The sequence below is a fragment of the Paraburkholderia sp. GAS334 genome (genome assembly GCF_050436625.1).
Taxonomy (GTDB): Bacteria; Pseudomonadota; Gammaproteobacteria; order Burkholderiales; family Burkholderiaceae; genus Paraburkholderia.
Map to the genome: position 1 here is coordinate 182,700 of NZ_JBNDMO010000009.1, position 25,367 is coordinate 208,066.

A 25,367-nucleotide genomic window follows, 5' to 3' on the forward strand; every position below is an offset into this window, starting at 1 on the left:
TAGCGGTTCGTAAAAAAAGGCCACTGCGGGAAATCACCGCAGTGGCCTTTTGTCGTTCAGTCATTCAGTCATGGGGTCTTCAGGCGATGCAGCAGCAAAACGCTACCGATGCTGCCCAACCCGAGCGCGCCGCTCAAGCACACGCGCATACCACGTCAGCGGGAAGCACATCGCAAAGTAGAGCAGTGCGACCATGCCGTAGATCGGAAACGGGCGAAACACCGCGTTCGTAATCATCGTGCCGGTTTTCGTGAGTTCGACAAAGCCGATGATCGACGTCAGCGCCGTACTTTTCACAACCTGCACGAGAAAGCCGACGGTCGGCGCCGTCGCGATCTTGCGCGCCTGCGGCCACACGATATAGCGCAACTGCTGGGCGTGCGTCATGCCGAGACTCGCGCCGGCGGCCCACTGGCCGCGCGGCACCGCTTCGACGCAGCCGCGCCAGATATCCGCAAGATACGCGCTCGTATACAGCGTGAGCGTGACAGTCGCGGCCACCCACGGCGACACATCGATGCCCAGCAGCGGCAAGCCGAAGAACGCCAGAAACAGCTGCATCAGCAACGGCGTGCCCTGAAAGAGCTCGACGTAAAGCGTCACGGCGCGCCGCATCCACGGCAACGGCGACACACGCGCTGCGAGCAGGATCAGGCCGACCGCGCCACCGCATACAAACGCGATCAGCGAAAGAAGCACCGTCCAGCGTGCCGCGAGCAGCAGATTGCGGCCGATATCCCAGAGCGTAAATTCCATCATCACGAACGCTCCGAAGGCAACGCGCGCGCCGTGCGCCACGCAGACAGAATACGGAAAAGCCCGCGCGGCGCGCTGGCCGAGTGCGGCATACGTCCCGCGAAGAGGCGCGCGCCGAGACGGTTTATCACCTGCCGCAACGCGATCGACAGGAACAGATACGTCGCGGTAATGATCAGGTAGCTCTCGAACGAACGGAAATTGCGCGACTGGATGAAGTTCGCCGCGTAGGTCAGGTCGGGCACCGAAATCTGCGAGACCACCGCCGAACCGAGCATCACGATCAGCACCTGGCTTAGCAGCGCAGGAAACACGTTGGCAATGGCCTGCGGCAGCACGACGTGCCTGAACACCTGACGTCCATGCAGACCGAGCGCCATCGCCGCCTGCACCTGGCCGCGCGGAATCGAATCGATACCGGCGCGCACGATCTCAGTGGCGTATGCACCGAGATTCACCGTCATCGCGAGAATCGCGGCCGAGACTTCGTCGATATGAATGCCGAGCCCCGGCAAACCGAAGAAAATGAAGAACAGCTGCACGATGAACGGCGTGTTGCGGATCAGTTCCACATACGCCGCCACAACCGCACGCGACCAGCGTGGGCCGCCGATGCTGATGCCCGCGCCGGCAATACCGACGAGTCCGCCCAGCACCGTCGATACGGCGGTGAGCCCAAGGGTGACGCCGACGCCGCGGGCAAGCATGCCCGCGTACATATCGAAGCCGCTGAAGTCGAACGCGTAGCTCATGGGGTGCTGGTCATCGTGTGGTAAGGCCCGGGTTCAGCTGAAGCGGCCCGGGCCCTCGCTGTCGGCTTAGAGATCAGCCGGCAGCGGCGTGCGCAGCCACTTCTGCGAAATCGCGTTCATCGTGCCGTCCTTGCGTGCTTTGGCGATCGTTTCGTCGACCTTTTGCAGCAGGCGCGGCTCGTTCTTGTTGAGGCCGACGTGATCCGGCGAGCTGAAAAGCGCGAACTTCTGCTCCGGATCGATCGCGGGGTGACGCGCGAGAATCGTCGCACCCACGTCGTTGCCGACCACCATCAACTGTACCTGACCAGAAAGAAATGCAGAAATAGCACCGTTCGGATCGTCGAAACGCTTGATCGTGGCCGTCGGCGGGGCAATTTTGGTGACGCTCAGGTCTTCCAGCGTGCCGCGCGCAACCGAAATCGACTTGCCGGCGAGGTCATTTGCGTTCTTCACGGCCAGCGTTTTCGGGCCGAATACGGCCAGATAGTACGGCGCGTAGGGCTTCGAGAAGTCGATGACCTTCTCGCGTTCCGGCGTCTGGCCGACGGAGAGCAGCATGTCGGCCTTGTGGTCGGCGAGGTACGCCATCCGGTTGTCGCCGGTGACTGCCACCAGCTCGACCTTCGCATTGAGCGCCTTGCCGATCAGGTCGGCGACGTCGATGTCATAGCCCATCGGCTTCATGTCCGGGCCGATCGAGCCGAACGGCGGATAGTCCATGAAAACGCCGACGCGGACCACGCCGGATTTGGCAATCGTGTCGATCGCGTCGGCGTGGGCAGCCGGCGCGTAAGCTGTGAGCGCGGCGGCGCTGGTCAGCGCAAGGCCGGCCGCAGTGGCTTTCAGCAGGCGACGGGCGTGTGCGTGGAGTGAGTGAAGGGTGGTCATCAGTCGTTCCTCTGTCGAAAACGTTGGTTTTGGAAAACTCAATGTGCGGCGCGCGCAGCGATCAGTTTGCATGCGTGTGCGGGCAGTTCGGCGAGGACGGGCATGCCCGTCCGGAGTCCTGGCGTTTCGCGCGGCGTGGTCGCGGCGGTGAGCGTGAAGCCGGCGCAGTCGATCGTTGCTTCGAGTGTGGCGCCGACGTCGCGGATGAAGGTCACCGTGCCGGCAAGATGATTGCCGCTGCTTTCCGTCGAAGCAGGTTTGACGCAGACGTCTTCCGGCCGGATAAGCAGGCGGATTTCGTCGGTTGCCGCGGAAGCAACGCGTCCAGGGTTGGCAACGATGATCTGTTGACCGCCCGGCAGGTTGACGCCGCCGAGTCCGTCATGCGTAACCGGAAGGATGTTGCCAAGGCCAATGAAGTCGGCGACAAATTCGCTGACCGGATCACGGTAGATATCGAGCGGCTTGCCGACCTGCGCAATGCGGCCTTTTTCCATCACGACGATTTCGTCGGCCATCGTCATGGCTTCGCGCTGGTCGTGCGTGACCATGATTGTCGTGATGCCAAGGCGTTGCTGCAGCAGACGGATTTCAACCTGCATCGCTTCGCGCAGCTTGGCGTCGAGCGCCGAAAGCGGCTCGTCGAGCAGCAGCAGTTTCGGCGACGAAGCAATCGCACGTGCGATCGCCACACGCTGACGTTGACCACCGGAAAGCTGCGTGACCGGGCGGTTCGCCATATGCGGCAACTGGATCAGTTCCAGCAGTTCGGCAATCCGTCGCGATTGCGCGGCTTTGTCCATCTTGCGCAGCCGCAGGGGATACGCGATGTTCTCCGCAACGCTCATGTGCGGAAACAGTGCCAGCGACTGAAACACCATGCCGAAGTCGCGCCGGTTCGCGGGCACGTGCGTCACGTCCTTGCCGGCGAACATCACGCTGCCCGACGTCGGTGTTTCGAGCCCGGCGATGATCCGCAGCAGCGTGGTCTTGCCGCAACCCGACGGGCCGAGAAAGCAGACCAGCTTGCCATCGGGCACACTGAGATCGACGTTATCGACGGCGGTTGCGCCGTTGAAGCGCTTCGTCACGGATTGCAAGGTCAGATGCGTCATGATGATTCCTTCAGGTTGGCGCAGCGGCGCGTTAGAGCGCAACGCCTTCGTCGCCGATCAGTTTTTCCAGCACCCAGATCAATGCGAAATCGATCGCGACGATGAACACCGCGAACGAGAACACAGTCGGATCGAGCGACGACACCGTGCGGCTATACAGCCACACCGGCAGCGTCATCGTGTTGATACCGTAGAGGAAGAACGTGACCGTGAATTCGTTGAACGAGATGATGAACGCGAACAGCATGCCGGCCAGAATGCCCGGCTTCATCAGCGGCAACACGACGTCGATCAGCGCGCGGCGCGGGCTTGCGCCCATCACGCAGGCGGCTTCTTCGAACTCCGGGCCGATCGTCGCCACCGATGCCGCGCAGTTCTTCACCGTGAACGGCAGTGCGAGAATCACGTGCGCGATGATCAGCCTGAACACGCCGAGCTCGACCGGCAGCACGTTGAACACCAGCAGCAGCGAGAGCCCCAGCATCACGAGCGGATAGACGAGCGGCAACGCGACCAGCTGTTCAACGGCGGGTTTGCCGCGAAAACGGTAACGTGAAAGCGCATACGCGGCGGGCACGGAAACCAGCGTCGCGATGATCATCGTTGAAATTGCAACGATCAGGCTTGTGGTCAGTGCGCTGCCCATCGAGAGCACGTCGCTTGCATCGGGCGAAACAAACGTGTGCCATGCCGCGCGATACCACTGCAGGCTGTATTCGTGCGGCGGAAAATCGAGCGTGTCCGATGCGCTGAACGACATCGTGATCATCGTCAGGATCGGCAGCGCGGCGAGAAACAGCACGATCGCGGCCAGCAGACTCGATACCTTGCCGAGACGGCCAGGCATGGTGGTGGGCAGACGGAACGTGCGCGAAGTGGCGACGGTGCTCATGCTTTCGGCTCCTCTTCGAGACGCTGCGTGCGGCGCACGAGCCGCTGGGAGATAGTCATCACGGCGAGTGTCGCGACCATCAGCACGATGCCCGATGCGGAAGCCGCCGGCCAGTTCAGCAGCGGCGCGACCTGATCGTGGACGAGCACGGCCAGCATCGGCACGCGGCGCCCGCCGAGCAGCAGCGGCACCGCGAACGCGCTCGCGTTGTAGGCGAATACCAGCAACGCACCTGATACGAGACCGGGCATCGCGAGCGGCAGCATCACGTGACGCAGCGTCTGCATGCGCGTCGCGCCGAGTGTGGCAGCGGCTTCTTCATACGAGCGGGACACGGCGCGCATCGCGCTCGAGAGCGGCAGCACTGCCAGCGGAAACGCGGTCTGGATCAATCCGAGCAACACGCCATGCTCACGATAAAGCCACTGCACAGGACGATCGATGAAGCCGCCTGTGATCAAGGCATGGTTAAGCAGACCTGCCGGCCCAAGAATCACGAGCCAGCCATAACCTTGAAGCAGCAGGTTCACGAGCAGCGGCAACAGCACGCCCGCCAGCAACAGACGACGCGCGAGCCGGGATTCAGTCCGCGCCATCGCCAGCGCAACCGGAATGGCCAGCAGCACCGCGCAGACCATGCTCTGGAACGCGAGCCGCAACGTCAGCCACAGCGACTTCAGGAAATAATTGTCCGCAAGGTCGGCGTAGTTCTGCAGCGTGAAGCTGTGCCACTCGTTGCCGGATGTGCCGAAGCTCATTCGCAGCACAACGAGCGCTGCGGCTGCGAGCACCGCGAGAAACGCGAGGATCGGCGCGAGCAGAATCCACGGACGTGCCCGCGCGAGCAGACCGCCCGACGCGCCGGCCGCCGGTTCATCGGGTGCGCCGGAACCGGCGCGCTGCGAGGAGAGCGCGGGCATCGTGGTCATGCTGCGAAGATTTCGGTGTAGCGCTTGATCCACGCCGGTTGTACAACCGCCAGCGCCTTGTCGTCATGCAGGATCGCTTTTTCGGCGATCTGCTGCGGGGTCGGCACAAATGCGCGGCTTTCCGCCGGAATCTGCGCTTTCGAATTCACCGGGCCGTTCAGCACGTCGGCGGCCATCCGGCCTTGCACACCGGCGTCGAGCGAATGGTTGATGAACGCGTGGATCAGATCGATGTCACCCGGATGCGCTTTCGGAATCACGGTGAACATCAACTGCGTCGCGAAACCTTCCTTCATGCCGTACGTGACGCCCATCTTGTACTCAGGCTTGCGGATCTGCGCCGGGAAAAATGCCGGCGAATAGATCCCGCCGATATCGAGCGAACCCGTGCGGAACAGATCGGCCACCTGATTCGGATTTTCACCGAGCGTCATCACGTGGTCTTTCAGCAGCGCGAGCTTCTTGAAGCCCGGCTCGATGTTCTGCTGCGAGCCGCCCGCGAGTTTTGCCGCGATGATCGCGAGGTCGACCGCTTCGGCCCATTCCGGCGGCGGCAGGAAGAGGCGGCCGGCGTACTTCGGGTCCCACAGCGCTTCATACGACGACGGCGGCGTCTTGACTGTCGCCGTGTTGTAGATCAGGCCATCGGACCACAGCAGGTAACCGACGCCGAAGCCGTTCGCTCCGGTGCGGTACTGCTCGGGCACGTCCTTGAGATTGGGCAGCTTGTTGAGATCGGGCTTGACCAGCAGACCTGCGTCGCCGAGACCGGCCGCGCCGACGCCTGCCAGCGTGATCACGTCATAGGTCGGACGGTCGCCCGCGGCCTTCGTCTTCGCGACCATGCCGGAGGTGCCGTCGGCGCGGTCGGCGATCACTTTGGCGCCGGTCTTCTCGGTGAACGTCGCGGCGATATTGCGCATCGCGGCCGCGCCCGTGTCGTCGGACCAGGTCAGGAGCCGCAGCGTCTTGCCTGCGAATTTTTTCTCCTGCGCATTCACGTTGATGAAGGGCATCGGTAGCGTGGACGCCGCCAGCGCCGCACCGATCGTCTTGATTACCTGTCGTCTTTTGTTGTCCTGCATGGCCGTCTCTCCCGTTGTGAAAGTTGCAATCCGGCGCAGCCGATGGTGTGGCGCGTTGATGCACTCTAGGTTTGCCAAAATCACGTAACAAACGAAATCTCTGCATGGAAGCCATGACGTAAGCTCATGCGGCAGGCGACCGGGCAGGCCGGGCGGCGCAGCGCGTCGATCGCGCAAACGCTTGGCGCATCGCCGTGTGCGGGTTTACGTCCAGCATGAACACGCAGGCGGCGCGGACGCCGAGGCATGAGCAAAGGTCAGCTATGGTGCGAAAACGTATTAAAAGCACCAAAGCGGTGCGTGCGGGGCGTGGTTCTTCGGCTTTATGTGTCAATCCCCGCGGTATTTGCGGCACGCTATCTGCCGCGGACGAACACGGCCATGAGATGAACGCATGCGTGCAAGGGCAATTGCCAGTCGTGTCAGCATTTTGAATGGCGTATCCTGCGGGCATGGCACGATTGACCGCGCATCCGGCGGACCTGATTGCCGCAATGCATTTTCCTGATAGCTGGCCGCTCCCATCATGCGACGACTTCCGCCTCTTAACGCCCTCCAGATCTTCGAAACCGTCGCGCGGCATCGCAGCTTCACGCGCGCCGCGGATCATCTTTGCCTGACGCAGGGCGCTGTCAGCCGGCAGATTCTCGCGCTCGAAGACTATTACGGCTTTCCGCTCTTCAAGCGGCACGCAAAGGGACTCACGCTAACCGCGGAAGGCGAATCATTGCTGCCCGCCGTCAAGGAAAGCTTCGCGCGGATCGAGGAAATCTCGCTGCGTCTCACGCGTCAGCGTACAGACCTCGCGCTGAAGGTGCCGACGTGTGTGATGCGCTGGATGTTGCCGAAGATCATGCAGTTCCAGGCGGAATATCCCGACCTGCACGTGCAGGTCACGACCACGTGGCAGCACGACGTCGATTTCCAGATGGAGCCGTTCGATGCCGCGATCATCTACGGTTCGTCGCCGGGTGCGGATGTGCAGTCGGTGGCGCTGTTCGAGGAGCGCCTGACGCCCGTCTGCGCGCCCGAACTGCTGGACGACAAACCGCTTGGCAGCGTCGCAGATCTCGCTCGCCACACGTTGTTGCACCCGACGCGCGACCATCGCGACTGGAAGATGTGGCTCGATCACGTCGAGGCCCGCGACATCGATGCGAGTCACGGCCCCAGCTTCGATACGCTTGATCTCGCAACTAACGCCGCGCTACAGGGATTCGGCGTCGCGATGAGCGACCTCGCGCTGATCGACGAAGATGTCGCAGCGAAGCGACTCGTGCGTCCGTTCGATACAGTGCTGACGACGGGCGCGCGCTATTACTTCGTCTATCCGGACAGCGTTGCACATCAGCAGAAGCTCAATCTGTTCCGCGAATGGATCGCGGAACACTGGACCGAAGCCGTCGCCTGACCGGTTGCGCGCGGGCTTCGCGCGTGAGGCCCGGATGTTCAGGGCGCAATCGACAGAAACAGCCACGCCGCGAACAGCGACAGATGCACCGCGCCTTGCAGGATCGTAGTGCGGCCGGTGCCGAGCGTCAGCGTCCCGACGATGAGCGTCAGAAACAGCAGCACCATTTCCTTGCCGTCGATCCCGAGTTGCAACGGTTGGTCGATGTAGAGAAACACCACCGCGACGGTCGGAATCGTCAGCCCGATACTGGCAAGCGCTGATCCGAGCGCGAGATTCAGGCTGGTCTGCAAACGGTCGGCGCGCGCCGCGCGCAAAGCCGCAAGCGCCTCCGGCAACAGCACGAGCGCGGCAATCACGATGCCGACGACGGCCTTCGGCAATCCTGCATCGGCCACCGTCGATTCGACGACCGGCGACAGCAGTTTCGCCAGCAGCACGACAGCGACCAGACACACCACCAGCAAGCCGGCGCTCAGCATCGCCACGCGTGCGCTGGGCGGCTCGGCGTGGACGTTTTCATCGGAGACATCGACGAGGAAGTAGTCGCGATGCCGCACGGTCTGCACAAACACGAACACGCCGTACAGCACGAGCGACGATACGCCCGCAAACGCCAGTTGCGACGGCGTGAGCACCGGGCCGGCGGCGCTGGTGAAATTCGGTATCACCAGCGTGAGCACCGACAGCGGCGCCAGCACGGCGAGCGTCGCGCTCGCGCCGCGAATCTGGAAGTCCTGCTCGCGATGGCGGATGCCGCCCGCGAGCAGACACACGCCGACGATCCCGTTGCAGACGATCATCACCGCGGCGAACACCGTATCGCGCGCGAGGCCGGCTTTATCCGGGCCGGCGGTCAGCATCACGGAGACGATCAGCGCCACTTCGATCACCGTCACCGCGATGGCGAGCACCAGCGTGCCGAACGGCTCGCCGACACGATGCGCGACGACCTCCGCATGATGCACGCCCGCGAAGACCGCGCCCGCGAGCGCCGCACCGACGAGCGAAAGCAGCACGGCGTTACCCGGCAGCAGCGCGGCGGCCGCCAGGATCACCCAGCCCGCGATCGGCACCCACAGCGTCCAGCGAGGCAGCAGCGTCGTTGTCGTAGTCATGCGGAGCGTTCCTTCCTGTTCGTTATCAATGGCTCTCAAGCCGTAAAGCCGGCGGCCGTGTTTCACGGGGCCACCCGGCATACCCGATAAGGCTGACCATCCGCTCCATTAAAATAAAACAGTTATGGTGAAGTGATGAAGACGCATTCTTAAGGAGACGCTGTGATCCGCAGTCAGGAAACGTTGAACATGTTGCTCGACAGCATCAGCCGCTTTGTACGGGAGCGACTCGTGCCAAACGAGGATATCGTCGCCGAGACCGACCAGATTCCAGCCGGGCTGCTACAGGAAATGAAGGATCTCGGTCTCTTCGGTCTCTGTCTACCGGAGGAGTATGGTGGCCTCGGCCTGACGATGGAAGAGGAGGTCCTTGCCGCCATGGAACTGGGCAAGACGTCGCCTGCATTCCGGTCGGCGATCGGCAGCAACAACGGCATCGGCTCAACCGGCATTGTGATCGACGGAACGCCTGCGCAAAAGGAAAAGTACTTGCCGCGTCTCGCTTCGGGCGACCTGATCGGCTCATTCTGTCTCACCGAACCGGAAGCAGGCTCGGATGCCGCGTCGCTGCGGACCACCGCCGCACGCGATGGCGACCACTATGTACTGAACGGCACCAAGCGCTTTATCACGAACGCGCCGGAAGCCGGGCTCTTCACCGTGATGGCGCGCACGGACCCGGCGGGCAAGGGCGCGAGCGCGATTTCGGCGTTCGTCGTCGAAGCGGGTACGCCGGGGCTGTCGCTCGGCAAGATCGACCGCAAGATGGGCCAGAAGGGCGCGCATACCTGCGACGTGATCTTCGACAACTGCCGCGTACCGGCAGAAAACCTCATCGGCGCAAAGGAGGGCGTGGGCTTCAGGACGGCGATGAAGGTGCTCGACAAAGGACGCCTGCATATTGCCGCTGTCGCGACGGGCGCGGCTGAACGGATGCTCGCCGATGCGCTGCGCTACGCAATGGAGCGCAAGCAGTTTGGCAAGGCTATCGTCGAATTCGAACTCATCCAGGCGATGCTCGCCGACAGCCAGGCGGAAATCTATGCGTCGCGCTGCATGATCGTCGACGCGGCGCGTCGGCGCGATGCGGGCGAGAAGGTCACGAGCGAATCGTCGTGCGCGAAGATGTTCGCGACAGAAATGTGCGGACGCGTGGCCGACCGGGCTGTGCAGATTTTCGGCGGCGCGGGCTATATGAGCGAATACGGCATCGAGCGGTTCTATCGCGATGTGCGGCTGTTCCGCATCTACGAAGGCACGACGCAGATCCAGCAGATTGTGATCGCGCGCGAAATGCAACGCAGTTTCGCAGGTTAGAAGCGTGATCTAAAGGCGCGCGCGAAAAGAGCCGGGTGAACGGACGCGCAAATAAAAACGCCGCCCCTTTAGGGGGCGGCGTGTGGCCGGGGTCAACCAGCCCGCTGTATTACGTCCCTTCCGGACGGATCGACAGCGCATTCTTCACGGACGACACGCCCGCTACGCCCTTGGCAACTTCCGTCGCCTTGTCGCTTTGCGCCTGCTCCGGCACCGTGCCTTCCAGGGTGACGGCGCCGTCGCGTGCGCGAACGGTGATGTTAGCGACGCTCACGCCCTTCGTCTTCGACAGCGCTGCACGCACCTTCTTCTGGAGCGCGCGGTTTGCTGCCTTGGTCGCCTTGTATTGCTGCTTGGCGCCAGCTGTCGTCGACGTATCGGGAGCGGTTGCATCGCTTGCCTGAGCGTAAGCGCTGATCGATGCCACGACGAGAAGTGCGCTACCTGCCAGTTTGATTGCGTGGATTGCCTTCATGCATTTTCTCCTGTTGTCACAATTTTGCGTGGTCCCGGGCGGAACCGTTGCACTACACCACCAAAGTACTTCTGGATTGAGTCGCGATGGAACTGTGTTGCTGATATTGCGTTGGGTCTGGCGATAATGCGGACAGAAGCGCTAAAACGGCCGCCGGTATGCTTATCCGGATGCGCCGGAAGGTAAACATACCTCAAATGGTGCCATAGTGACCGCCACGCGACCAGGAAATGAGGCTTTGACGCAACGCATCACACCGAAAACCGGGCGGATCGTGCCGCTTCGGCGCGAAGAACTGCCTTTCGACACGGTCGAACTGGCCCGCTTCATGGTGGGCAAATACCTGGTGCACGACGTGCCGGATGGACGTATAAGCGGGCGAATCGTCGAAATCGAGGCGTATCCGGTGGGCGATTCCACAAGCCACGCGTTTCTCGGGCGCCGCCCGTATAACGGCTCGTTGTTCCTCGAACGCGGCCACGCCTATGTGCGGCTGACATATGGCACAGCGTACATGCTCAATATGTCCAGCGAAACCGCAGAGATCGGCGCGGGCGTCCTGCTGCGCGCAGTCGAACCCGTCGAAGGCATCCCGCTCATGGAAACCCGGCGGGAAGGTGTGCCGCTGCGTGATCTCGCGCGCGGTCCGGGACGGCTCACCATGGCGTTCGGCATAGGTCAGTCGTTCGACGGCCGCGATCTGTGCACGGGGCGGGATTTATGGATCGGCAAGGGAGACGGCGAGGCGAGCCTGCCCGTTGCGGCCACGAAACGGATCGGCCTTTCACGCGAAATGCATCAACCGCTACGCTTTTATGTGCCGGGCAGCGTGTACGTGAGCGGCCCGCGACGGCTCCTGTTGCCGGCTTCGATTCCGGTCCAGGGTGTATGAAGCGGGCATGTCCTTCACTCGCTTACGAAGCCTGCGATTATTACGGTAATTCTTGGTAACGATGGCTTACAGTTGGAAGTCAAACCGGCATTCTTGCGAATATCGCAAGTGTTTATATCCGAAATAGGGGTTTTCCCTTGTTTAGGCGGTGACTACACTGAACTTGTTCGCTCGACACGTGGTGTGTCCCGCGAAGGCAAAAAACAAAGTTCTGGAGGTAAGTCATGAAATCCCTGATCAAGGCCGTTGTTGTTGCTACTGTCCTTGCTGCACCGGTTATTTCGTTTGCCCAGTCGAACCAGCCCGTGACCCGCGCGGAAGTTCGCCAGCAGCTGATCCAGCTCGAACAGGCGGGCTACGACCCGGCTCGCCGCGATCCGCAATACCCGGCCGATATCCAGGCAGCCGAACAGCGCGTCAATGCGCAAAACACCGCTACCGCGCAGGCCCCGGTCGCCGACACGAGCGGTTACGGTGCAGCCACGAACGGCTCGTCGCAGTCGGGCGCAGCAACTGCCCAGACGCCGCAACAACGGAATGTCTATTTCGGCAACTAGGCATCGGGTATCAGCCGGGTAGCTGTGGCCGAACAGCCATGGGACGGGGCGCGCCGCTGAGGCACGCCTGACCGGCCTTCGCCAGTGGACGTGCCGACGCCCACCGGCGAAAGCCGGCGTAACTTACATCGACGAACCTCCGCCGCCCGACAGGGTGGCTTCGCCCAACCCTTCCGGCTTGGGCTCTTTTTCGTCGCTGGCCCCGAGGCAGGCTACGTAGGACGTTCTCCGGTGATGTACAGCTCCAGTTGCCGGATCGTGAACTGCTGCTCCTCGATGATGTTCTTCACCAGATCGCCGATCGACACCATGCCGACGAGTTTTTCCTTGTCGATCACAGGAAGATGGCGCATGCGGAAGTCGGTCATGATCGCCATACAGTCCTCGGTCGTCTGCTCCGGGCGCACGAAACGCACCGCGCGGCTCATGATGTCGCGCACGGGCGTCGCCTTCGACGACCGGTCCATCAGCACGATCTTTCTCGCGTAATCCCGCTCGGTGATGATTCCGGCGATGCTGTCGCCTTCCGTGACGACCAGTGCGCCAATCTGTTTTTCCGCCATCAGTTTGATCGCGTCGTAGACGGAATCACCTGTTGAAACCGTGTAAACGGTGTTGTGTGGCTTCGTTCTGAGTACTTGTGCAACGCTTGTCATGGAGCGGCTCCGTATCGCAATGCAGCACGTCGGTGGGTGGCGCGCTGTCGTGTGGACAGGCTATTCCAGTATAGGCGTCGTCTGGTGTTGCGTATGACGTGTGGCGCTTTCGGCCGAAGCACGGGGTTCTGTGGGGTTGTATCGATGCCCGATGGCGATTAGCGGTAAACTCCAGTCCAACCTTGATCCGGTTTCAACGCCGGAATCGATCTCCGGGTTTCATCCCGGCCATGCACCGGATTTTGCCAGCATCCTTGTCTAACGCCATGTCCACGCCTCACGTACCGTCCACGAACTGCGCATCCGACGATAGCGAATGCGTCGTGCTCGACGCCACCGCTACGCTTCCCACCCGCTACGGCACGTTCACGTCGTATGTCTTTCGCGTCGTCGAGAACGGAGCCGAACATCTCGCGCTGGTGATGGGCGACGTCACGACCGGCAAATCGGTGTTGACGCGCCTGCATTCGGAATGCCTGACGGGCGACGTGCTCGGCTCGTATCGTTGCGACTGCGGCGAGCAGCTCGATCAGGCGCTGCGTTATATCGCGGCCGAAGGGTGCGGCGTGCTGCTGTATCTGCGCGGCCACGAAGGGCGCGGCATTGGCCTCAGCAACAAGATTCGCGCGTACGCGCTGCAGGAGCAGGGGCGCGACACCGTCGAAGCCAACCTCGATCTGGGTCTGCCCGATGACGCACGTGAATACGATTCGGCCGCGGCGATTCTGCGTCTGCTGAAGGTGACGTCAGTGCGGCTGATGAGCAATAACCCGAAGAAATTCGACACACTCGCGAAACACGGCATCCCGGTGTGTGAGCGCGTAGCGCTGGCCATTCCAACGCGCGAGGAAAACGAGCGCTATATCCGGACCAAGCAGGTCAAGTTCGGGCACTACTTCGAAGAAAACGAATAACGTCGCTGCATTTGGGCGCGTGCTGCGGCGCGCGTTGCCGGTTATGCCGGTAACGCGCGCCTTGTCGTTTACGGTGCATTAATGGAGAAAGAAATCGTCGTTGCTGTCGGGAAGTTGTGCCAGCAGGTTGCGTAGTCTGCGCCAGGCGGTAATGCCTGTGATGCTTAGTGCGAATGCCATCGCCTTGCGTCTTGTGATGCCGGCAGGTTTAGCTTTACCCACGGGTCGTTTCGCAGATGGCGGCTCCGTGGCAAGCAACGCGTTCAACCGGTTGCAGGCATGCATGATGTGACTCCAGAAGGTTTCGCCGGGTTATTGGGCGAGCGATGCGACCGTTTTGACGATCGGCGCGAGCACTTCCGCAAGCGAAGTGGTACCGAAGCGCCGTTCGGTTGCGTGTGTTTCGATATCGATATGGCCTGCGTTGTGGGCGTCATATAGATCCATGATGAGATTCGCGTGGTTCTCGCCCAGACCGGCGCGCGTCAGGGCGGGCAGCCATTGCTCGCGCGGCAGTTCGCGCGCGACGACCTCACGTCCTGTTTCCAGTTGCAGCACGCGCGCGATATCCAGCGGCGAGACGCGCTGCATCGCTTCGATGCTGACGATGCGTGTTGCGCCAGCCGGTGGACCCTCGCGCAACAGCGTCGCGGCTTCGGCGCCGACATCCTGCGCGGCGACCATCGGAAAGCGTTTGCTGAGCGGGTGATGCAGGCTTGGCAGCACGCCGGTGGAGAGCGCGACAGGAATCATGCGTGACCAGTTCTGCATGTGTTCCGCCGAGCGAAGCAGGGTGAGGCGCGGCGCACTCGATTTGAGCTGTTGCTCGAGATAGTGAAAGAGACGTGTGATGCCGGTATTCATGTCCAGTTCGGCGCCGTAGTCGGAAATGGCGAGCACATGCGACGGCGGGTTAGCGCGCAGGGCCTGCGCGGCGACATCGATCATGATGCGCATGACGTGTTCGGGGTTTGCGTGACCGGACGGCACTGGACACAGCATCTGCACGGCATGTGCGCCCTTGATTGCCTTCGCGAAGGACGTGAGATCCGTCAGGTCCGCGAGCGCGATTTCACATCCGAGCGCGGCAAGCGCTGCGCCCTGATCCGCGCGCCTTACAACGGCCCGCACGGGAAGACCGGCTTCACGCAGCCGGGTAGCGGTGAGACGGCCTGCATTTCCTGCTGCTCCGAAGATGACGAACACGTGGCACTCCTGGTCGACGTTGTGGAGCCATCATGGACGCGCGGCGGAATCAGGATGCACATGCGCGGATCGGTTTGAGCAGATTCGGATGATTTTCTTCGACGTGTTGCACGGTGACGAACGCCAGCAGATCCGCCGGAATGGCATCACAATGAGCGCACGGATTGCCTCCTGGAAGGAAACGCCATGAACGCTGCGCTCTCATTGCATACGCCACCTGCCGGCCGGACGATCAGCCTGCGTTCGAGCGCGTCGCTGGGCTGGCGAGGGTTCGGCGCGGAGTTGCTGGGCATTGCGGCGGGGCCGCACCGGATTCCGGGCGCGCCGTATCACCGCGTTGGCGTGCATGTTGGCACACCGGTGAGGGCACGCTGCCTGTGCAACGGCCGACGCGTCTCACGGATTCAGGCGCACGGAGACATGGACGTGATACCGGCGGGCCTGGACGGCGAATGGGCGGACGACGCTGACTGCACGATATTGCGGATCTGGATTGACGATGCGTTTGCGCGCACAACAATGGAGCAGCTGGACGTGAGCCCTTCGCGGGCAGCGTTTCGCCCGCAGTTCCAGCTGCGCGATCCACGCCTGAAACATCTTTCGTGGGCATTGCGAGCAGAACTGGAGGCGGACGAGACATCTGACGCGTTGTACGCAGAAAGCCTGTGCACGGCATTGGTGGTGCGACTGATCGACGGCGTTCCCGAGCGCGACGACCGCAGACGCACGCTGGCGCCGCATATGGCAACACGGGTAATCGAATACATCGAGAGCAATCTTGACCAGCGACTCACGCTAACGGAGCTTGCGCACGTGACGGGCTTAAGCGCACCGCACTTCAAGGCGTTGTTTCGGGAGACGTTGGGAATGCCGGTCCATCGGTATGTGATCCAGCGGAGGGTAGAGCGGGCGAAGGCGTTGCTATTGGAGGGACGACTGAGCGTCACACAGATTGCGCTGGAGGCGGGCTTTGCGCACCAGAGTCACATGGCGCACTGGGTCAACCGGCTGCTGGGTGCGCCACCACGCGAATTAGCGAGGGCGGGCCGGCGGGCGTAGATGGACGCGGAAGTGCTGCGCGGTGCGCTTCCGCCTACAAGCACGCCCCCACCTTAACCTTTAACGCGCAACCCCTTAGGATCATAAGGCGCCTTAACATGCAGCGTCGCAGACAAAACCTCCCCGGCCAGGTCAACAGAGAACCGTCCACTGGATAAAAAAACCTCATCCACCGCGCCAGCAGAATTCGAAACAAAACCCATAGCAACAGGACACCCAAGGCTGTGCCCAAACGCAGCTGAAGAAACAAACCCGACAACAACGCCATCGCGCAAGATAGCCTCTCCACCCCAAAGCATCCGGTCGCTAGCACCGTCAACAGTAAGCACGACCATCCGCCGCCGCAAAGGCTCATCCCGCAATTTCAAAAGCGCCTCGCGCCCGCGAAAATCAATACCATTTTCCAGCTTGCAGGCAAACCCCAACCCGGCCTCAAAGGGATTCGAATCCGGCGTAAGCTCACGCCCCCAGGCCCGATAACCCTTTTCGATCCGAAGCGAATCGATCGCGTAATACCCGGCGTTCACAAGCCCAAACTCACGGCCAGCGGCATGCAAAGTCTCATAAACGCCGACGGCAAACTCGACAGGCACATACAACTCCCAACCCAGCTCACCGACGTAAGTCAGCCGCGTAGCCCGCACGGTGGCATAACCGATATCGACCTCCCGGCTTTGCCCAAACGCGAACGCCTCGTGACTAAAATCAGCTTTAGAAACACGCTGCAATAACGCGCGGGAATTCGGACCCATCACAGCGAGCACCGCATATTGCCCGGTGATATCGACGAGCGTGCAATGTTTGTCCTCTGCAATGAGCTTCTCGATCGCGTCGAAATCGCGCGTGGTCTGCGCTGAACCGGTGACGATCAGATATTGATCATCGGTGAGCCGCGTGAGCGTGAAGTCCGACTCATACGTGCCGCGTTCGTTGAGCATGCCGGTATAAACCGTCGTGCCCGGCGGCACCGCGACATCGTTAGCGACGATGCCTTGCAGCACCGCCTCCGCATCCCGACCTTTCACGAGAAATTTGGAGAACGACGTCATGTCGAAGAGCGCGACGGCTTCGCGACACGCGCGATGTTCCGCGCCGCTCCACGCCAGCCAGTTTTGCTGCCCGAACGCGTATTCGATATGCGCTTCGGCAGGCGTTGGCGCAAAGAAATTCGCGCGCTCCCAGCCCATCTTGCTGCCGAAACACGCACCATCTTCCTTAAGCAGCGCATAGAGCGGCGAACGGCGGAATGGCCGCGCACTCTCAAGTTCCCGATTCGGCCAGGGCATCGCATAGTGCAGCCCGAGCGTCTCCTTCACGCGATCGTGCAGCCACGCGTCGTTGCCGTTAAAGCGCGCGAAACGGCGGATATCGACAGGCCACAGGTCCATCGTCGGCTCACCCGCGACGATCCACTCCGCAAGCGCCATTCCGGCGCCGCCCGCCGACGCGATCCCCATCGAGTTGAAACCCGCGCCGACGAAAAAGCGTTTCAGTTCGGGCGCTTCGCCAAGTATGAAATTGTTGTCGGGGGTGAACGATTCCGGTCCGTTGTAGAACTGCCTGACCTGCGCGGTTTCGAGCGCAGGCACGCGCTGCAACGCGTTTTCCATCAGGATCTGGAATTGATCCCAGTCGTCCGGCAGCAACTGGAATTCGAAATTCTCCGGGATGCCGTTCATGCCCCACGGTTTCGCGTCTGGCTCGAAGCCACCCATGACGAGGCCGCCGACTTCCTCCTTGAAGTAGATGAAGCCGTCCGGGTCGCGCATCACGGGCAGATCCGGATGCACGCCCGCGATGCGCTCAGTGACGATGTAGTAATGCTCAGCCGAATGCAGCGGGACGGTCACGCCGCATAGACGTCCGATCGCTTTCGCCCATTGGCCGGCGCAGTTGACGATGACTTCCGCTTCGATCGTGCCTTCCTCGCCGTCCTTGTTGCGCCACGCGAGGCCGCACGCTTCGCGGCCGCCGGACGCCGCAGGCCGCGTGTGGATCGCGGTCACGCGCGTGTTCTCGACGATGCGCGCGCCGCCGCTCCGCGCGCCGCGCGCGAGCGCCTGCGTGAGATCGGTCGGATTCGCCTTGCCATCGCCGGGCAGCCAGACGGCGCCGAGCAGATCGTCGGTGCGCATCACCGGCCACAACTCGCCAGCGTCTTTCGGACCGATCACGTCGCAGTCGACGCCGTATGCGCGCGCTACGGCGGCCGTGCGTTTTAACTGTGTCATGCGTTCGGCTGTCCGCGCGACCGACAGCGATCCGCACTGTTTCCAGCCCGTGCCAAGCCCTGTTTCAGCCTCGAGCCGGGCGTAGAGGGCGGTCGAATAGCGGATCAGTTTCGTCAGGCTTTCCTGCGCGCGCAACTGGCCGACGAGCCCGGCTGCGTGCCACGTCGTACCGCACGACAGCTGGCCCTGTTCGATCAGCACGACGTCGGTCCAGCCCAGCTTCGTCAGGTGGTACGCGACGGAACAGCCGACGATACCGCCGCCGACGATCACCACGCGTGCGTGCTGGGGAAGGGTGGTTGCCATGTGTCGCGTTCCGTCGATGAATGTGGGAATGTGTGGATATTCGAGGAAGTATGTTGCAGGAGGATGACGGGAAATGCAAGCTGGCGTGGCGAAATACGTGTCGGGCTGCGGTTGTGAGCGTATGTCCGGTTAACGGCGATGAGATGAGATAGGCGGCCTGACCCATATCCACGCGCATTCAGGCGGAAATATAAGGTGGGCAGGTTGAAACACCTGTGATTGTTGATTTATGTTGAAATGCGAGGAATCGGGCTTTCCGCTTTCCCAGACCTTTGCTAGACTGCCCGGATCCAGACCACGTCACTCGTTCCCAACAGCAACGCTCATGTTCCCGACCCAACGCCAGGCTGAAATCATGCGCATCGTGCGGTCGCAGCAGACGTGCACGATTACCGGGCTGGCCAGTCTCTTCGACGTGTCCGACGAAACCGTTCGTCGCACCATCAAGCCGCTGATCAGCGACGGGCTGCTCGTCAAGGTTCACGGCGGCATCATGCTGCCCGAGCATCTCGACGAGCCCCCGTTCCAGCGCCGCATGCAGGAAAACCGTGAGGGCAAGCAGATCATTGCTGCGCGCATTGGCGATCTGATCGAGGACGGCGATTCGCTGATTCTCGACAGCGGCACCACATGCGTTCATATCGCGCAGGCCTTGAGTGCGCATTCGCGCCTGACTGTCGTGACGAATTCCGCCGAGATCGCGCGCACGCTCGCGCCGCGCAACGAAAACCGCGTGTTCATGACGGGCGGCGAACTGCGTCCGGACGATGCATCCGCCTTCGGTGAGAACGTGTTGACGTTTATCCGCCAGTTCCACGTTCGCTACGCGATCGTCTCTGTGACGGCGATCGACAACCGCGGCCGATTGATGGATTCTTTGCCGTGGGATGCCGCGTTCGCGCAGGCTGCGTTTGCGCAGGCCGAGCAGCGCGTCGTGGCCGCGGATCACGCGAAATTCGGGCACAGCGCGCTGGTGCGGGCGTTCAACCCAGACGAACTCGATCTGCTGGTAACCGATGCAGCGTTGCCGCCAGAGCCTGCTGAGGCGTTTTCGGCGGCTGGTTTGAAGGTGCTGACTGGTGCGCCGCACGCCAACGTGGAGTCGGGCGACGCGGCGGCGACGCTCGCGTGAGCGTTATACGTCGTTGAAGTTGCTTTTACCGTCGTCGTCGTTGCCGTGCTCGCCGTTGTCCGGCCAGCAGTTCTCGAACACGCATTCTTCGAGCGGCATGCGCGACGCCCAGCGTTCGGTTTCCAGCATTGGTTGATCGTAAAACGCATCGACGTGGCCTAAACACAGAATGCCGACCGGCCGCGCACCTGCCGGCATGCGCAGCAGCGCACGCACTTCGTCGACGTCGAAGAGCGAGACCCATCCCATCCCGAGTCCTTCCGCGCGCGCGGCGAGCCACATGTTCTGGATCGCGCAGGCAACAGACGCAAGATCCATTTCCGGCAGCGTGCGTCGGCCGAAAATATGTTTCTCGCGATCGTCCATGAGCGCCATGACAAGCAGCTCGCCACACTCGAGCATGCCTTCCACCTTCAGCTTCATGAACTCGTCGCGTCGCTTGCCGAGTGCGTCGGCGGTGTTGAGCCGCTCGCGTTCCACTGCGGCGTGCAGCGCGACGCGCAGTGAAGCATCGGTAATGCGAGCAATGCGCCATGGCTGCATGAAGCCTACGCTGGGTGCGTGATGTGCAGCGTCCAGCAGACGCTTCAAAACGACGGGATCGACCGGCTCATCAAGAAAGTGCCGCATGTCACGCCGCTCGTGAATGGCGCGGTAAACGGCCGCGCGATCCGGATCGCTAAAACGCTTCGCCATGAAAGAGTGCTGCTGTGAAAGCCGGGTTGGAGGGCCAGTAACTGTGCATGTACGTCGCGACGATATTGCCTGCCCGGAACACGGCTTCACCCGGCGCAGCGGATTGCGCGCGGACAGCTGTCGTTAGCGGCGTCATCGTGGTTTCCAGATGTGAGTAGTGGAACGTGTGCCCGGTCATCGCGCCGTGCGTGCCGTTGATCTGCTGCATGCCAAGCGAAGCGAGACGAGGCTGCATCGTCGCGTGGCCAGGCAGCAGGCCGAGCATCGGTGTGCGTGCGCCGCTGGTGTCGGTTAGCGTATCCAGCAAATACAGCATGCCGCCGCATTCGGCAATCAGTGTTTTGCCGGCAGCGGCGTGCGCGCGAATCGATGTGGCGCTTAGCGTATTGCGCGAAAGCGTCTGCGCATGCAGTTCCGGATAGCCGCCGGGAAGCCAGAGCGCATCGGCAGTTTCCGGCGCGGGTTCATTGGCGAGCGGCGAAAAAAACATGACGTTCGCACCGAGCGTTTCGAGTAGCGTGACGTTGGCGGGATAGATGAACGAAAACGCCGCATCACGCGCAATGGCGATCTGCATGCCGTCGAGCAAACGCGGCAACACCTCGCGTGCCGGCGCGCCAAAATCGACCGGCGGCGGCAGTTCGGCGAGCGTCGTCGTCGAGAGCGCATCGGCCGCGCGATCGATGCGGGCGTCGAGGTCGGCGATTTCGTCTGCCTGATGCAGACCGAGATGCCGGTCCGGCAATTCGATGTCGCTCGTGCTCGCGATGTGTCCCATCCAGCGCAGACCGGAGGGCAATGCCTCTTCGAGCATCTGCGCATGCCGCGGTGAACCGACGCGATTGGCGAACACGCCATGAAACGGCACGCCTGGCCGATAGTTCGCGAGCCCGAACGAGATTGCGCCAAAAGTCTGCGCCATCGCCTTCGCCGAAATCACGCCGACGACAGGCACGTTGAATGTGGTCGCCAGATCGGCGCTGGAAGGCGTGCCGTCGTAAAGACCCATGACGCCTTCGATCAGGATCACATCGGCGTTTCCAGCCGCTTCGGCCAGCAGTGCGCGGCACGCGCCTTCGCCGACCATCCACAGGTCGAGCGATTGCACCGGCGCGCCGCTGGCGCGCGCAAGAATCATCGGGTCAAGAAAATCCGGACCGGTCTTGAAGACGCGTACACGCCGCCCCAACCGCGCGTGATAGCGTGCGAGGCCGGCCGTAATCGTGGTCTTGCCCTGACCCGACGCCGGCGCACTGATAAACAGGGCGGGGCACGTGGACATCGCTCAGAATTCCACGCCGCGTTGAGCCTTCACACCCTGCTCGCGATACGGATGCTTGATGATCCGCATTTCGGTGACGAGGTCGGCGGCTTCGATCAATGCGTCGGGCGCATGACGTCCCGTGACGACCACGTGCACCATGTCCGGACGCGCGTTCAACACGCCAAGCACTTCGTCGAGCGGAAGGTATTCGTACTTCAGCACCGTATTCAGCTCGTCGAGAATCACCATCTGATAGTGGCCACTTTCGATCATCCGGCGCGCTTCGTCCCAGCCCTTGCGCGCGGTCGCGATGTCCTTGTCGCGGTCCTGCGTATTCCACGTGTAGCCGTCGCCCATCGTGATGAACTCGCAGTGCGCCTGCGCGCCCAGAAAATCGCGCTCGGACGTGTGCAGCGCGCCCTTGATGAACTGCACGACGCCGAGCTTCATGCCGTGCCCGAGCACGCGCACGGCCATGCCGAAAGCCGCAGTGGTTTTTCCCTTGCCGGTGCCCGTGTTGACGATCAGCAGGCCTTTTTCGACCGTAGCCGAAGCCTGCTTTTTCTCGTGACCCTCGCGACGGCGTTGCGTCATGCGTTGATGCGATTCGGGATCTGTCTTCATGGCGTGTCCTGGTGCCGGGAGGCGTTCGTGTTGCGCGGAAATCAGTGTGCGGATGCGATGGCGACGGTGACGCCATCGAGCGTGGTTTTGGAGACGATCAGCTTCGCGCCGGGCGATGCAAGAAGTGCGCACGGTTCGCATACGCCGTCGACGCCGAGATGCGCACGGACCGTATCGGAAGGCGTGGGCAGTTCTCCTAGCGCGTCGATCTGCTCGGGCGCAAAGGTGTGCAACAGCAGCCCATGGCGCGTGCAGAATTCGACGAGTCCGGGTTCGCGTGCTTTTGAATCAATCGTTGCGGCCGCAAGCACTTCGTCGAGCGAACGGCCGGCCAGCGCGAGCGCCGCGCGCACGGCGGATTCGATCTGCTGCGCAGATGCGTTGCGTTTGCTTCCGATGCCGACGGTCAGCGTTTTCATGTGCTGTCGCCAGTTGGAAGATACGGCAAGCCGAGCGCAGCCACGCTGCCAATCACGACGATTGCTGGCGAGCCGAGTCCGGCTTCTGCGACTTTCGCGGCGAGTGTATCGAGCGTCGCGCGCACGTGCCGCTGCTCGGGGCGCGTGGCGGATTCGATGGCGGCGCACGGCGTTTCCGCTGGCATGCCGGCTTGCAGCAACGCGGCGACGATGTCGTTGAGTCGACGCATGCCCATATAGACAACCAGTGTCATCTGCGTCGCGACGAGCGCGCGCCAGTCCGGCTCGCCGCTGCCCGCGCCGTGTCCGGTGACGAAAACGACGCCTTGTGCATGATCGCGATGGGTAACAGGAATGCCGATCGCAGCGGGCGCGGCGATACCCGCTGTAATACCGTTGATGATTTCGACGTGAATGCCGACGGCTGCCAGCGCCTGCTGTTCTTCACCGCCGCGCCCGAACACGAACGGATCGCCGCCTTTCAGCCGGGCGACGCTGCGCCCCGCGCGCAGATGCGCGAGCATGGCCTCGACGATGCCAGACTGCGACGTAGACGGCTGCCCGCCGCGCTTGCCGACGTACACGATTTCCGCATCCTTACGCGCGAATTGCAGCACATCGGGATTCACGAGATCGTCGACAAGGACGACGTCGGCTTCGCCTAGCGCGCGCGTCGCCTTGAGCGTCATCAGCTCGACGTCGCCTGGACCGGCGCCGATCAGCCAGGCGCGGCTCATAGTGAACGGCACGGCGCGCAACACGGCGCAGGCCGCGGCGTGCAGTCGGGAAGGGAAAGCCTGGAAGTCGTCATATCGACGGCTTGACGAATAGATGAATCATGCGTTGCCACACGTCAGGCGCCTCATTCCGTCCCCCGCGGATCGGGCGTTCGGCGATCGCAACGGTCGCCCCTTGCGTCTGGCCGGTATCCGGGCTGACGACCGCATGCCGTTCGCCTTCCCACCTGCGCAGCGCAGGCAGTGGCGTTGAATGACATGTGCGGATGCATGATCCGCTGGCCGCTTACCGTTGCGGGGACAGCACAGGCTCAGCAAATCGCTTCGCTTCCTGTTTCCCGTTTAACTGCACACGCGAACGCGTGTGCGGGCACCAAACGCGCGCATACGATATCACAGGCACTCCCTGAAAGCCCGCCGGAGTGCCCTTGCCGCGGGCCCTTTCTTGACGTTGCCACTGCCGAAGCCTACACTCGCACGCACTCTGGTGCTCGCGCGCACGCTCCGTGCGCGCAGTTAAACGGGAAACAGGGAGCCCTTCCTGCACGGATCGGGCCAACCTGTGCTGCCCCCGCAACGGTAAGCGAAGGCATCGCTTAAAAGCGATGCAAAGCCGGCTTCAATACTTGCACATTACAGCGTGCCTGTATCTGTCCACTGCGCAACGTGTCAAATGCGCGGGAAGGTGAAGCGGCGATTTCGTCAGCCCGGATACCGGCCCGAGAAAAACAGGCAAACGCCGCGGGGATGCGGCGTATCGTCCACGATTTCATCGAATGTCCGGTTGCTCCGGGCAAGCCGTTTTTCGTCCCCATCTACTCAACAGTCCACCACCCTGGAGTCAGGATGCAGACGCGCAAGATTCCCGTCACGATTGTCACGGGCTTCCTCGGCAGCGGCAAAACCACCTTGCTGCGGCACATTCTTCAACATGCGGGCGGCCTTCGCGTCGCGGTGATCGTCAACGAATTCGGCGAACTCGGCATCGATGGCGAAATCCTCAAAGGCTGCGGCATCGGGTGTAACGAAGACGGCAGTGAAGCCGAAGGCCAGTTGTATGAGCTCGCCAACGGCTGTCTTTGCTGCACTGTCCAGGAAGAGTTTTTTCCAGTGATGGAAAAACTCGTCGAACGCCGCGACCAGATCGACCACGTGCTGATCGAAACGTCCGGTCTTGCGTTGCCGAAGCCGCTCGTGCAGGCATTCAACTGGCCGCAGATCAAAAACAGCTTCACGGTCGATGCGGTTGTGACCGTAGTCGACGGTCCAGCCGCGGCAAGTGGTCAGTTCGCGGAGAATCCGCTAGCGGTCGACGCACAGCGCAAAGCCGATCCGAATCTCGATCACGAGTCGCCGTTGCACGAACTGTTCGAAGACCAGTTGTCCGCAGCCGATCTGGTGATTCTGAACAAAACGGATCTGCTCGACGAGGCAGGGCAAAGGGAAGTGGAATCACTGATCCGTGAAGAAATCCCGCCGCAGGTGAAGGTTGTGCGTGCACACATGGGACAGCTCGATCTGCACGCACTGCTCGGTCTTGAGGCAGCTTCCGAAGACACCATTCATCTGCGCCACGACCATCACGGTTCCGCCGACGACGCCGATCATCATCACGACGAGTTCGATTCGGTAGTGGTCGAGGCGAACGTTTCGTCGCGTGAGGCGGCGATCGCGGCACTGCAGAGCCTCGTCGAAAGCCACACGATTTACCGGGTCAAAGGCTTCGCGGCATTGCCGGGCGCAGCAATGCGTCTTGTGATTCAAGGCGTCGGACGACGCTTCGACAGCTATTTCGACCGTCGCTGGCAGGCCGATGAAACGCGCGCGAGCCGCTTTGTACTGATCGGCGAAGACCTCGATCAGGCCGCATTGCAGCAGGCGCTCGATGTCGCTTTGAGCGACAGCCGCAACGTCGTGCAACAGGCGTAAATCG

At 62.1% G+C, this 25,367-nt stretch carries 26 protein-coding genes and 2 riboswitches; of the genes, 8 read left to right on the forward strand and 18 right to left on the reverse strand.

Annotated features, from left to right (window positions below):
- Positions 1 to 102: 102 nt before the first annotated feature.
- The 7 genes from P3T21_RS18525 to P3T21_RS18555 all read right to left on the reverse strand — a co-directional run bounded on the left by P3T21_RS18525 (position 103) and on the right by P3T21_RS18555 (position 6,420).
- Positions 103 to 759 (reverse strand): amino acid ABC transporter permease, encoded by a 657-nt coding sequence (locus P3T21_RS18525; RefSeq protein ID WP_429257534.1) that lies wholly within the window; start codon positions 757 to 759, stop codon positions 103 to 105.
- Entirely contained in the window at positions 759 to 1,508 is a 750-nt protein-coding gene (locus tag P3T21_RS18530; RefSeq protein WP_429257390.1) for an amino acid ABC transporter permease, read from the reverse strand. The genes P3T21_RS18525 and P3T21_RS18530 overlap by 1 nt, the downstream gene beginning before the upstream one ends.
- A 66-nt stretch (positions 1,509 to 1,574) precedes the next feature.
- Positions 1,575 to 2,399: a transporter substrate-binding domain-containing protein gene (locus P3T21_RS18535; protein ID WP_429257391.1), complete on the reverse strand. Its 825-nt coding sequence runs from the start codon at positions 2,397 to 2,399 to the stop codon at positions 1,575 to 1,577.
- Positions 2,400 to 2,437: 38 nt separating this feature from the next.
- Complete coding sequence (locus tag P3T21_RS18540; RefSeq protein ID WP_429257392.1) at positions 2,438 to 3,514, reverse strand: ABC transporter ATP-binding protein; 1,077 nt, start codon at positions 3,512 to 3,514, stop codon at positions 2,438 to 2,440.
- A 31-nt stretch (positions 3,515 to 3,545) separates the two neighbouring features.
- On the reverse strand, positions 3,546 to 4,406 hold the full coding sequence (locus tag P3T21_RS18545) for an ABC transporter permease (RefSeq protein ID WP_429257393.1): 861 nt from the start codon (positions 4,404 to 4,406) through the stop codon (positions 3,546 to 3,548).
- The gene (locus P3T21_RS18550) at positions 4,403 to 5,335 is read right to left on the reverse strand and encodes an ABC transporter permease (protein ID WP_429257394.1); all 933 of its coding nucleotides are present in this window, start codon (positions 5,333 to 5,335) and stop codon (positions 4,403 to 4,405) included. The genes P3T21_RS18545 and P3T21_RS18550 overlap by 4 nt, the downstream gene beginning before the upstream one ends.
- Positions 5,332 to 6,420, reverse strand: coding sequence for an ABC transporter substrate-binding protein (locus P3T21_RS18555; RefSeq protein WP_429257395.1), 1,089 nt, complete (start codon positions 6,418 to 6,420; stop codon positions 5,332 to 5,334). Before P3T21_RS18555 ends, P3T21_RS18550 begins: the two co-directional genes overlap by 4 nt.
- A gap of 526 nt (positions 6,421 to 6,946) precedes the next feature.
- Here P3T21_RS18555 and P3T21_RS18560 point away from each other — a divergent pair.
- Positions 6,947 to 7,831, forward strand: a complete 885-nt coding sequence (locus P3T21_RS18560; protein WP_429257396.1) for a LysR substrate-binding domain-containing protein — start codon at positions 6,947 to 6,949, stop codon at positions 7,829 to 7,831.
- 38 nt (positions 7,832 to 7,869) lie between these two features.
- Here P3T21_RS18560 and P3T21_RS18565 read toward each other — a convergent pair whose 3' ends face one another.
- Complete coding sequence (locus P3T21_RS18565) at positions 7,870 to 8,949, reverse strand: calcium:proton antiporter (protein WP_429257397.1); 1,080 nt, start codon at positions 8,947 to 8,949, stop codon at positions 7,870 to 7,872.
- 162 nt (positions 8,950 to 9,111) lie between these two features.
- Here P3T21_RS18565 and P3T21_RS18570 point away from each other — a divergent pair, with 162 nt between their 5' ends.
- Positions 9,112 to 10,266 (forward strand): acyl-CoA dehydrogenase family protein, encoded by a 1,155-nt coding sequence (locus tag P3T21_RS18570; RefSeq protein ID WP_429257398.1) that lies wholly within the window; start codon positions 9,112 to 9,114, stop codon positions 10,264 to 10,266.
- A gap of 109 nt (positions 10,267 to 10,375) precedes the next feature.
- Here P3T21_RS18570 and P3T21_RS18575 read toward each other — a convergent pair whose 3' ends face one another.
- Positions 10,376 to 10,741 carry a BON domain-containing protein gene (locus P3T21_RS18575; RefSeq protein WP_429257399.1) on the reverse strand — a complete coding sequence of 122 codons (366 nt, stop codon included), beginning with the start codon at positions 10,739 to 10,741 and terminating at the stop codon, positions 10,376 to 10,378.
- Positions 10,742 to 10,979: 238 nt separating this feature from the next.
- Between P3T21_RS18575 and P3T21_RS18580 the strand changes: the two genes are divergently transcribed.
- Both P3T21_RS18580 and P3T21_RS18585 read left to right on the forward strand, forming a co-directional pair.
- Positions 10,980 to 11,633, forward strand: a complete 654-nt coding sequence (locus P3T21_RS18580) for a DNA-3-methyladenine glycosylase (RefSeq protein WP_429257400.1) — start codon at positions 10,980 to 10,982, stop codon at positions 11,631 to 11,633.
- 224 nt (positions 11,634 to 11,857) lie between these two features.
- Positions 11,858 to 12,190, forward strand: coding sequence for a DUF4148 domain-containing protein (locus P3T21_RS18585; protein WP_429257401.1), 333 nt, complete (start codon positions 11,858 to 11,860; stop codon positions 12,188 to 12,190).
- 212 nt (positions 12,191 to 12,402) lie between these two features.
- Here the strand turns inward: P3T21_RS18585 and P3T21_RS18590 are convergent, their stop codons facing one another.
- Positions 12,403 to 12,846: a CBS domain-containing protein gene (locus P3T21_RS18590; RefSeq protein WP_429257402.1), complete on the reverse strand. Its 444-nt coding sequence runs from the start codon at positions 12,844 to 12,846 to the stop codon at positions 12,403 to 12,405.
- Between the two features lie 266 nt (positions 12,847 to 13,112).
- Between P3T21_RS18590 and ribA the strand changes: the two genes are divergently transcribed.
- A complete protein-coding gene (ribA, locus tag P3T21_RS18595) occupies positions 13,113 to 13,760 on the forward strand; it encodes a GTP cyclohydrolase II (protein ID WP_429257403.1) in 648 nt (215 codons plus the stop codon).
- A 78-nt stretch (positions 13,761 to 13,838) separates the two neighbouring features.
- On the opposite strand, the gene P3T21_RS18600 is transcribed toward ribA, so the two are convergent.
- Positions 13,839 to 14,045, reverse strand: a complete 207-nt coding sequence (locus P3T21_RS18600; RefSeq protein ID WP_429257404.1) for a hypothetical protein — start codon at positions 14,043 to 14,045, stop codon at positions 13,839 to 13,841.
- Between the two features lie 27 nt (positions 14,046 to 14,072).
- Positions 14,073 to 14,966 (reverse strand): NAD(P)H-binding protein, encoded by an 894-nt coding sequence (locus P3T21_RS18605; protein ID WP_429257405.1) that lies wholly within the window; start codon positions 14,964 to 14,966, stop codon positions 14,073 to 14,075.
- A 186-nt stretch (positions 14,967 to 15,152) separates the two neighbouring features.
- On the opposite strand from P3T21_RS18605, the gene P3T21_RS18610 reads away from it, so the two are divergent.
- The gene (locus tag P3T21_RS18610; protein ID WP_429257406.1) at positions 15,153 to 16,025 is read left to right on the forward strand and encodes a helix-turn-helix domain-containing protein; all 873 of its coding nucleotides are present in this window, start codon (positions 15,153 to 15,155) and stop codon (positions 16,023 to 16,025) included.
- Between the two features lie 53 nt (positions 16,026 to 16,078).
- On the opposite strand, the gene P3T21_RS18615 is transcribed toward P3T21_RS18610, so the two are convergent.
- Positions 16,079 to 18,562, reverse strand: a complete 2,484-nt coding sequence (locus P3T21_RS18615) for a GcvT family protein (protein ID WP_429257407.1) — start codon at positions 18,560 to 18,562, stop codon at positions 16,079 to 16,081.
- Positions 18,563 to 18,887: 325 nt separating this feature from the next.
- Between P3T21_RS18615 and P3T21_RS18620 the strand changes: the two genes are divergently transcribed.
- Positions 18,888 to 19,694 (forward strand): DeoR/GlpR family DNA-binding transcription regulator, encoded by an 807-nt coding sequence (locus tag P3T21_RS18620; RefSeq protein WP_429257408.1) that lies wholly within the window; start codon positions 18,888 to 18,890, stop codon positions 19,692 to 19,694.
- 3 nt (positions 19,695 to 19,697) lie between these two features.
- Here P3T21_RS18620 and bluB read toward each other — a convergent pair whose 3' ends face one another.
- The 5 genes from bluB to cobA are packed head-to-tail and all read right to left on the reverse strand — an operon-like array spanning position 19,698 to position 23,434.
- Positions 19,698 to 20,390: a 5,6-dimethylbenzimidazole synthase gene (bluB, locus tag P3T21_RS18625; protein WP_429257409.1), complete on the reverse strand. Its 693-nt coding sequence runs from the start codon at positions 20,388 to 20,390 to the stop codon at positions 19,698 to 19,700.
- Positions 20,374 to 21,672, reverse strand: a complete 1,299-nt coding sequence (locus P3T21_RS18630) for a cobyrinate a,c-diamide synthase (RefSeq protein WP_429257410.1) — start codon at positions 21,670 to 21,672, stop codon at positions 20,374 to 20,376. The genes bluB and P3T21_RS18630 overlap by 17 nt, the downstream gene beginning before the upstream one ends.
- 3 nt (positions 21,673 to 21,675) lie before the next feature.
- Complete coding sequence (gene cobO, locus P3T21_RS18635; protein WP_429257411.1) at positions 21,676 to 22,278, reverse strand: cob(I)yrinic acid a,c-diamide adenosyltransferase; 603 nt, start codon at positions 22,276 to 22,278, stop codon at positions 21,676 to 21,678.
- 41 nt (positions 22,279 to 22,319) lie between these two features.
- Positions 22,320 to 22,697, reverse strand: coding sequence for a cobalamin biosynthesis protein (locus P3T21_RS18640; protein WP_429257412.1), 378 nt, complete (start codon positions 22,695 to 22,697; stop codon positions 22,320 to 22,322).
- Positions 22,694 to 23,434, reverse strand: coding sequence for a uroporphyrinogen-III C-methyltransferase (gene cobA, locus P3T21_RS18645; protein WP_429257413.1), 741 nt, complete (start codon positions 23,432 to 23,434; stop codon positions 22,694 to 22,696). The genes P3T21_RS18640 and cobA overlap by 4 nt, the downstream gene beginning before the upstream one ends.
- Positions 23,435 to 23,600: 166 nt before the next feature.
- A riboswitch (cobalamin riboswitch) is annotated at positions 23,601 to 23,827 on the reverse strand.
- Between the two features lie 75 nt (positions 23,828 to 23,902).
- A riboswitch (cobalamin riboswitch) is annotated at positions 23,903 to 24,171 on the forward strand.
- 109 nt (positions 24,172 to 24,280) lie between these two features.
- Between cobA and cobW the strand changes: the two genes are divergently transcribed.
- A complete protein-coding gene (gene cobW / locus P3T21_RS18650; protein WP_429257414.1) occupies positions 24,281 to 25,363 on the forward strand; it encodes a cobalamin biosynthesis protein CobW in 1,083 nt (360 codons plus the stop codon).
- The last annotated feature ends 4 nt before the right edge of the window (positions 25,364 to 25,367 follow it).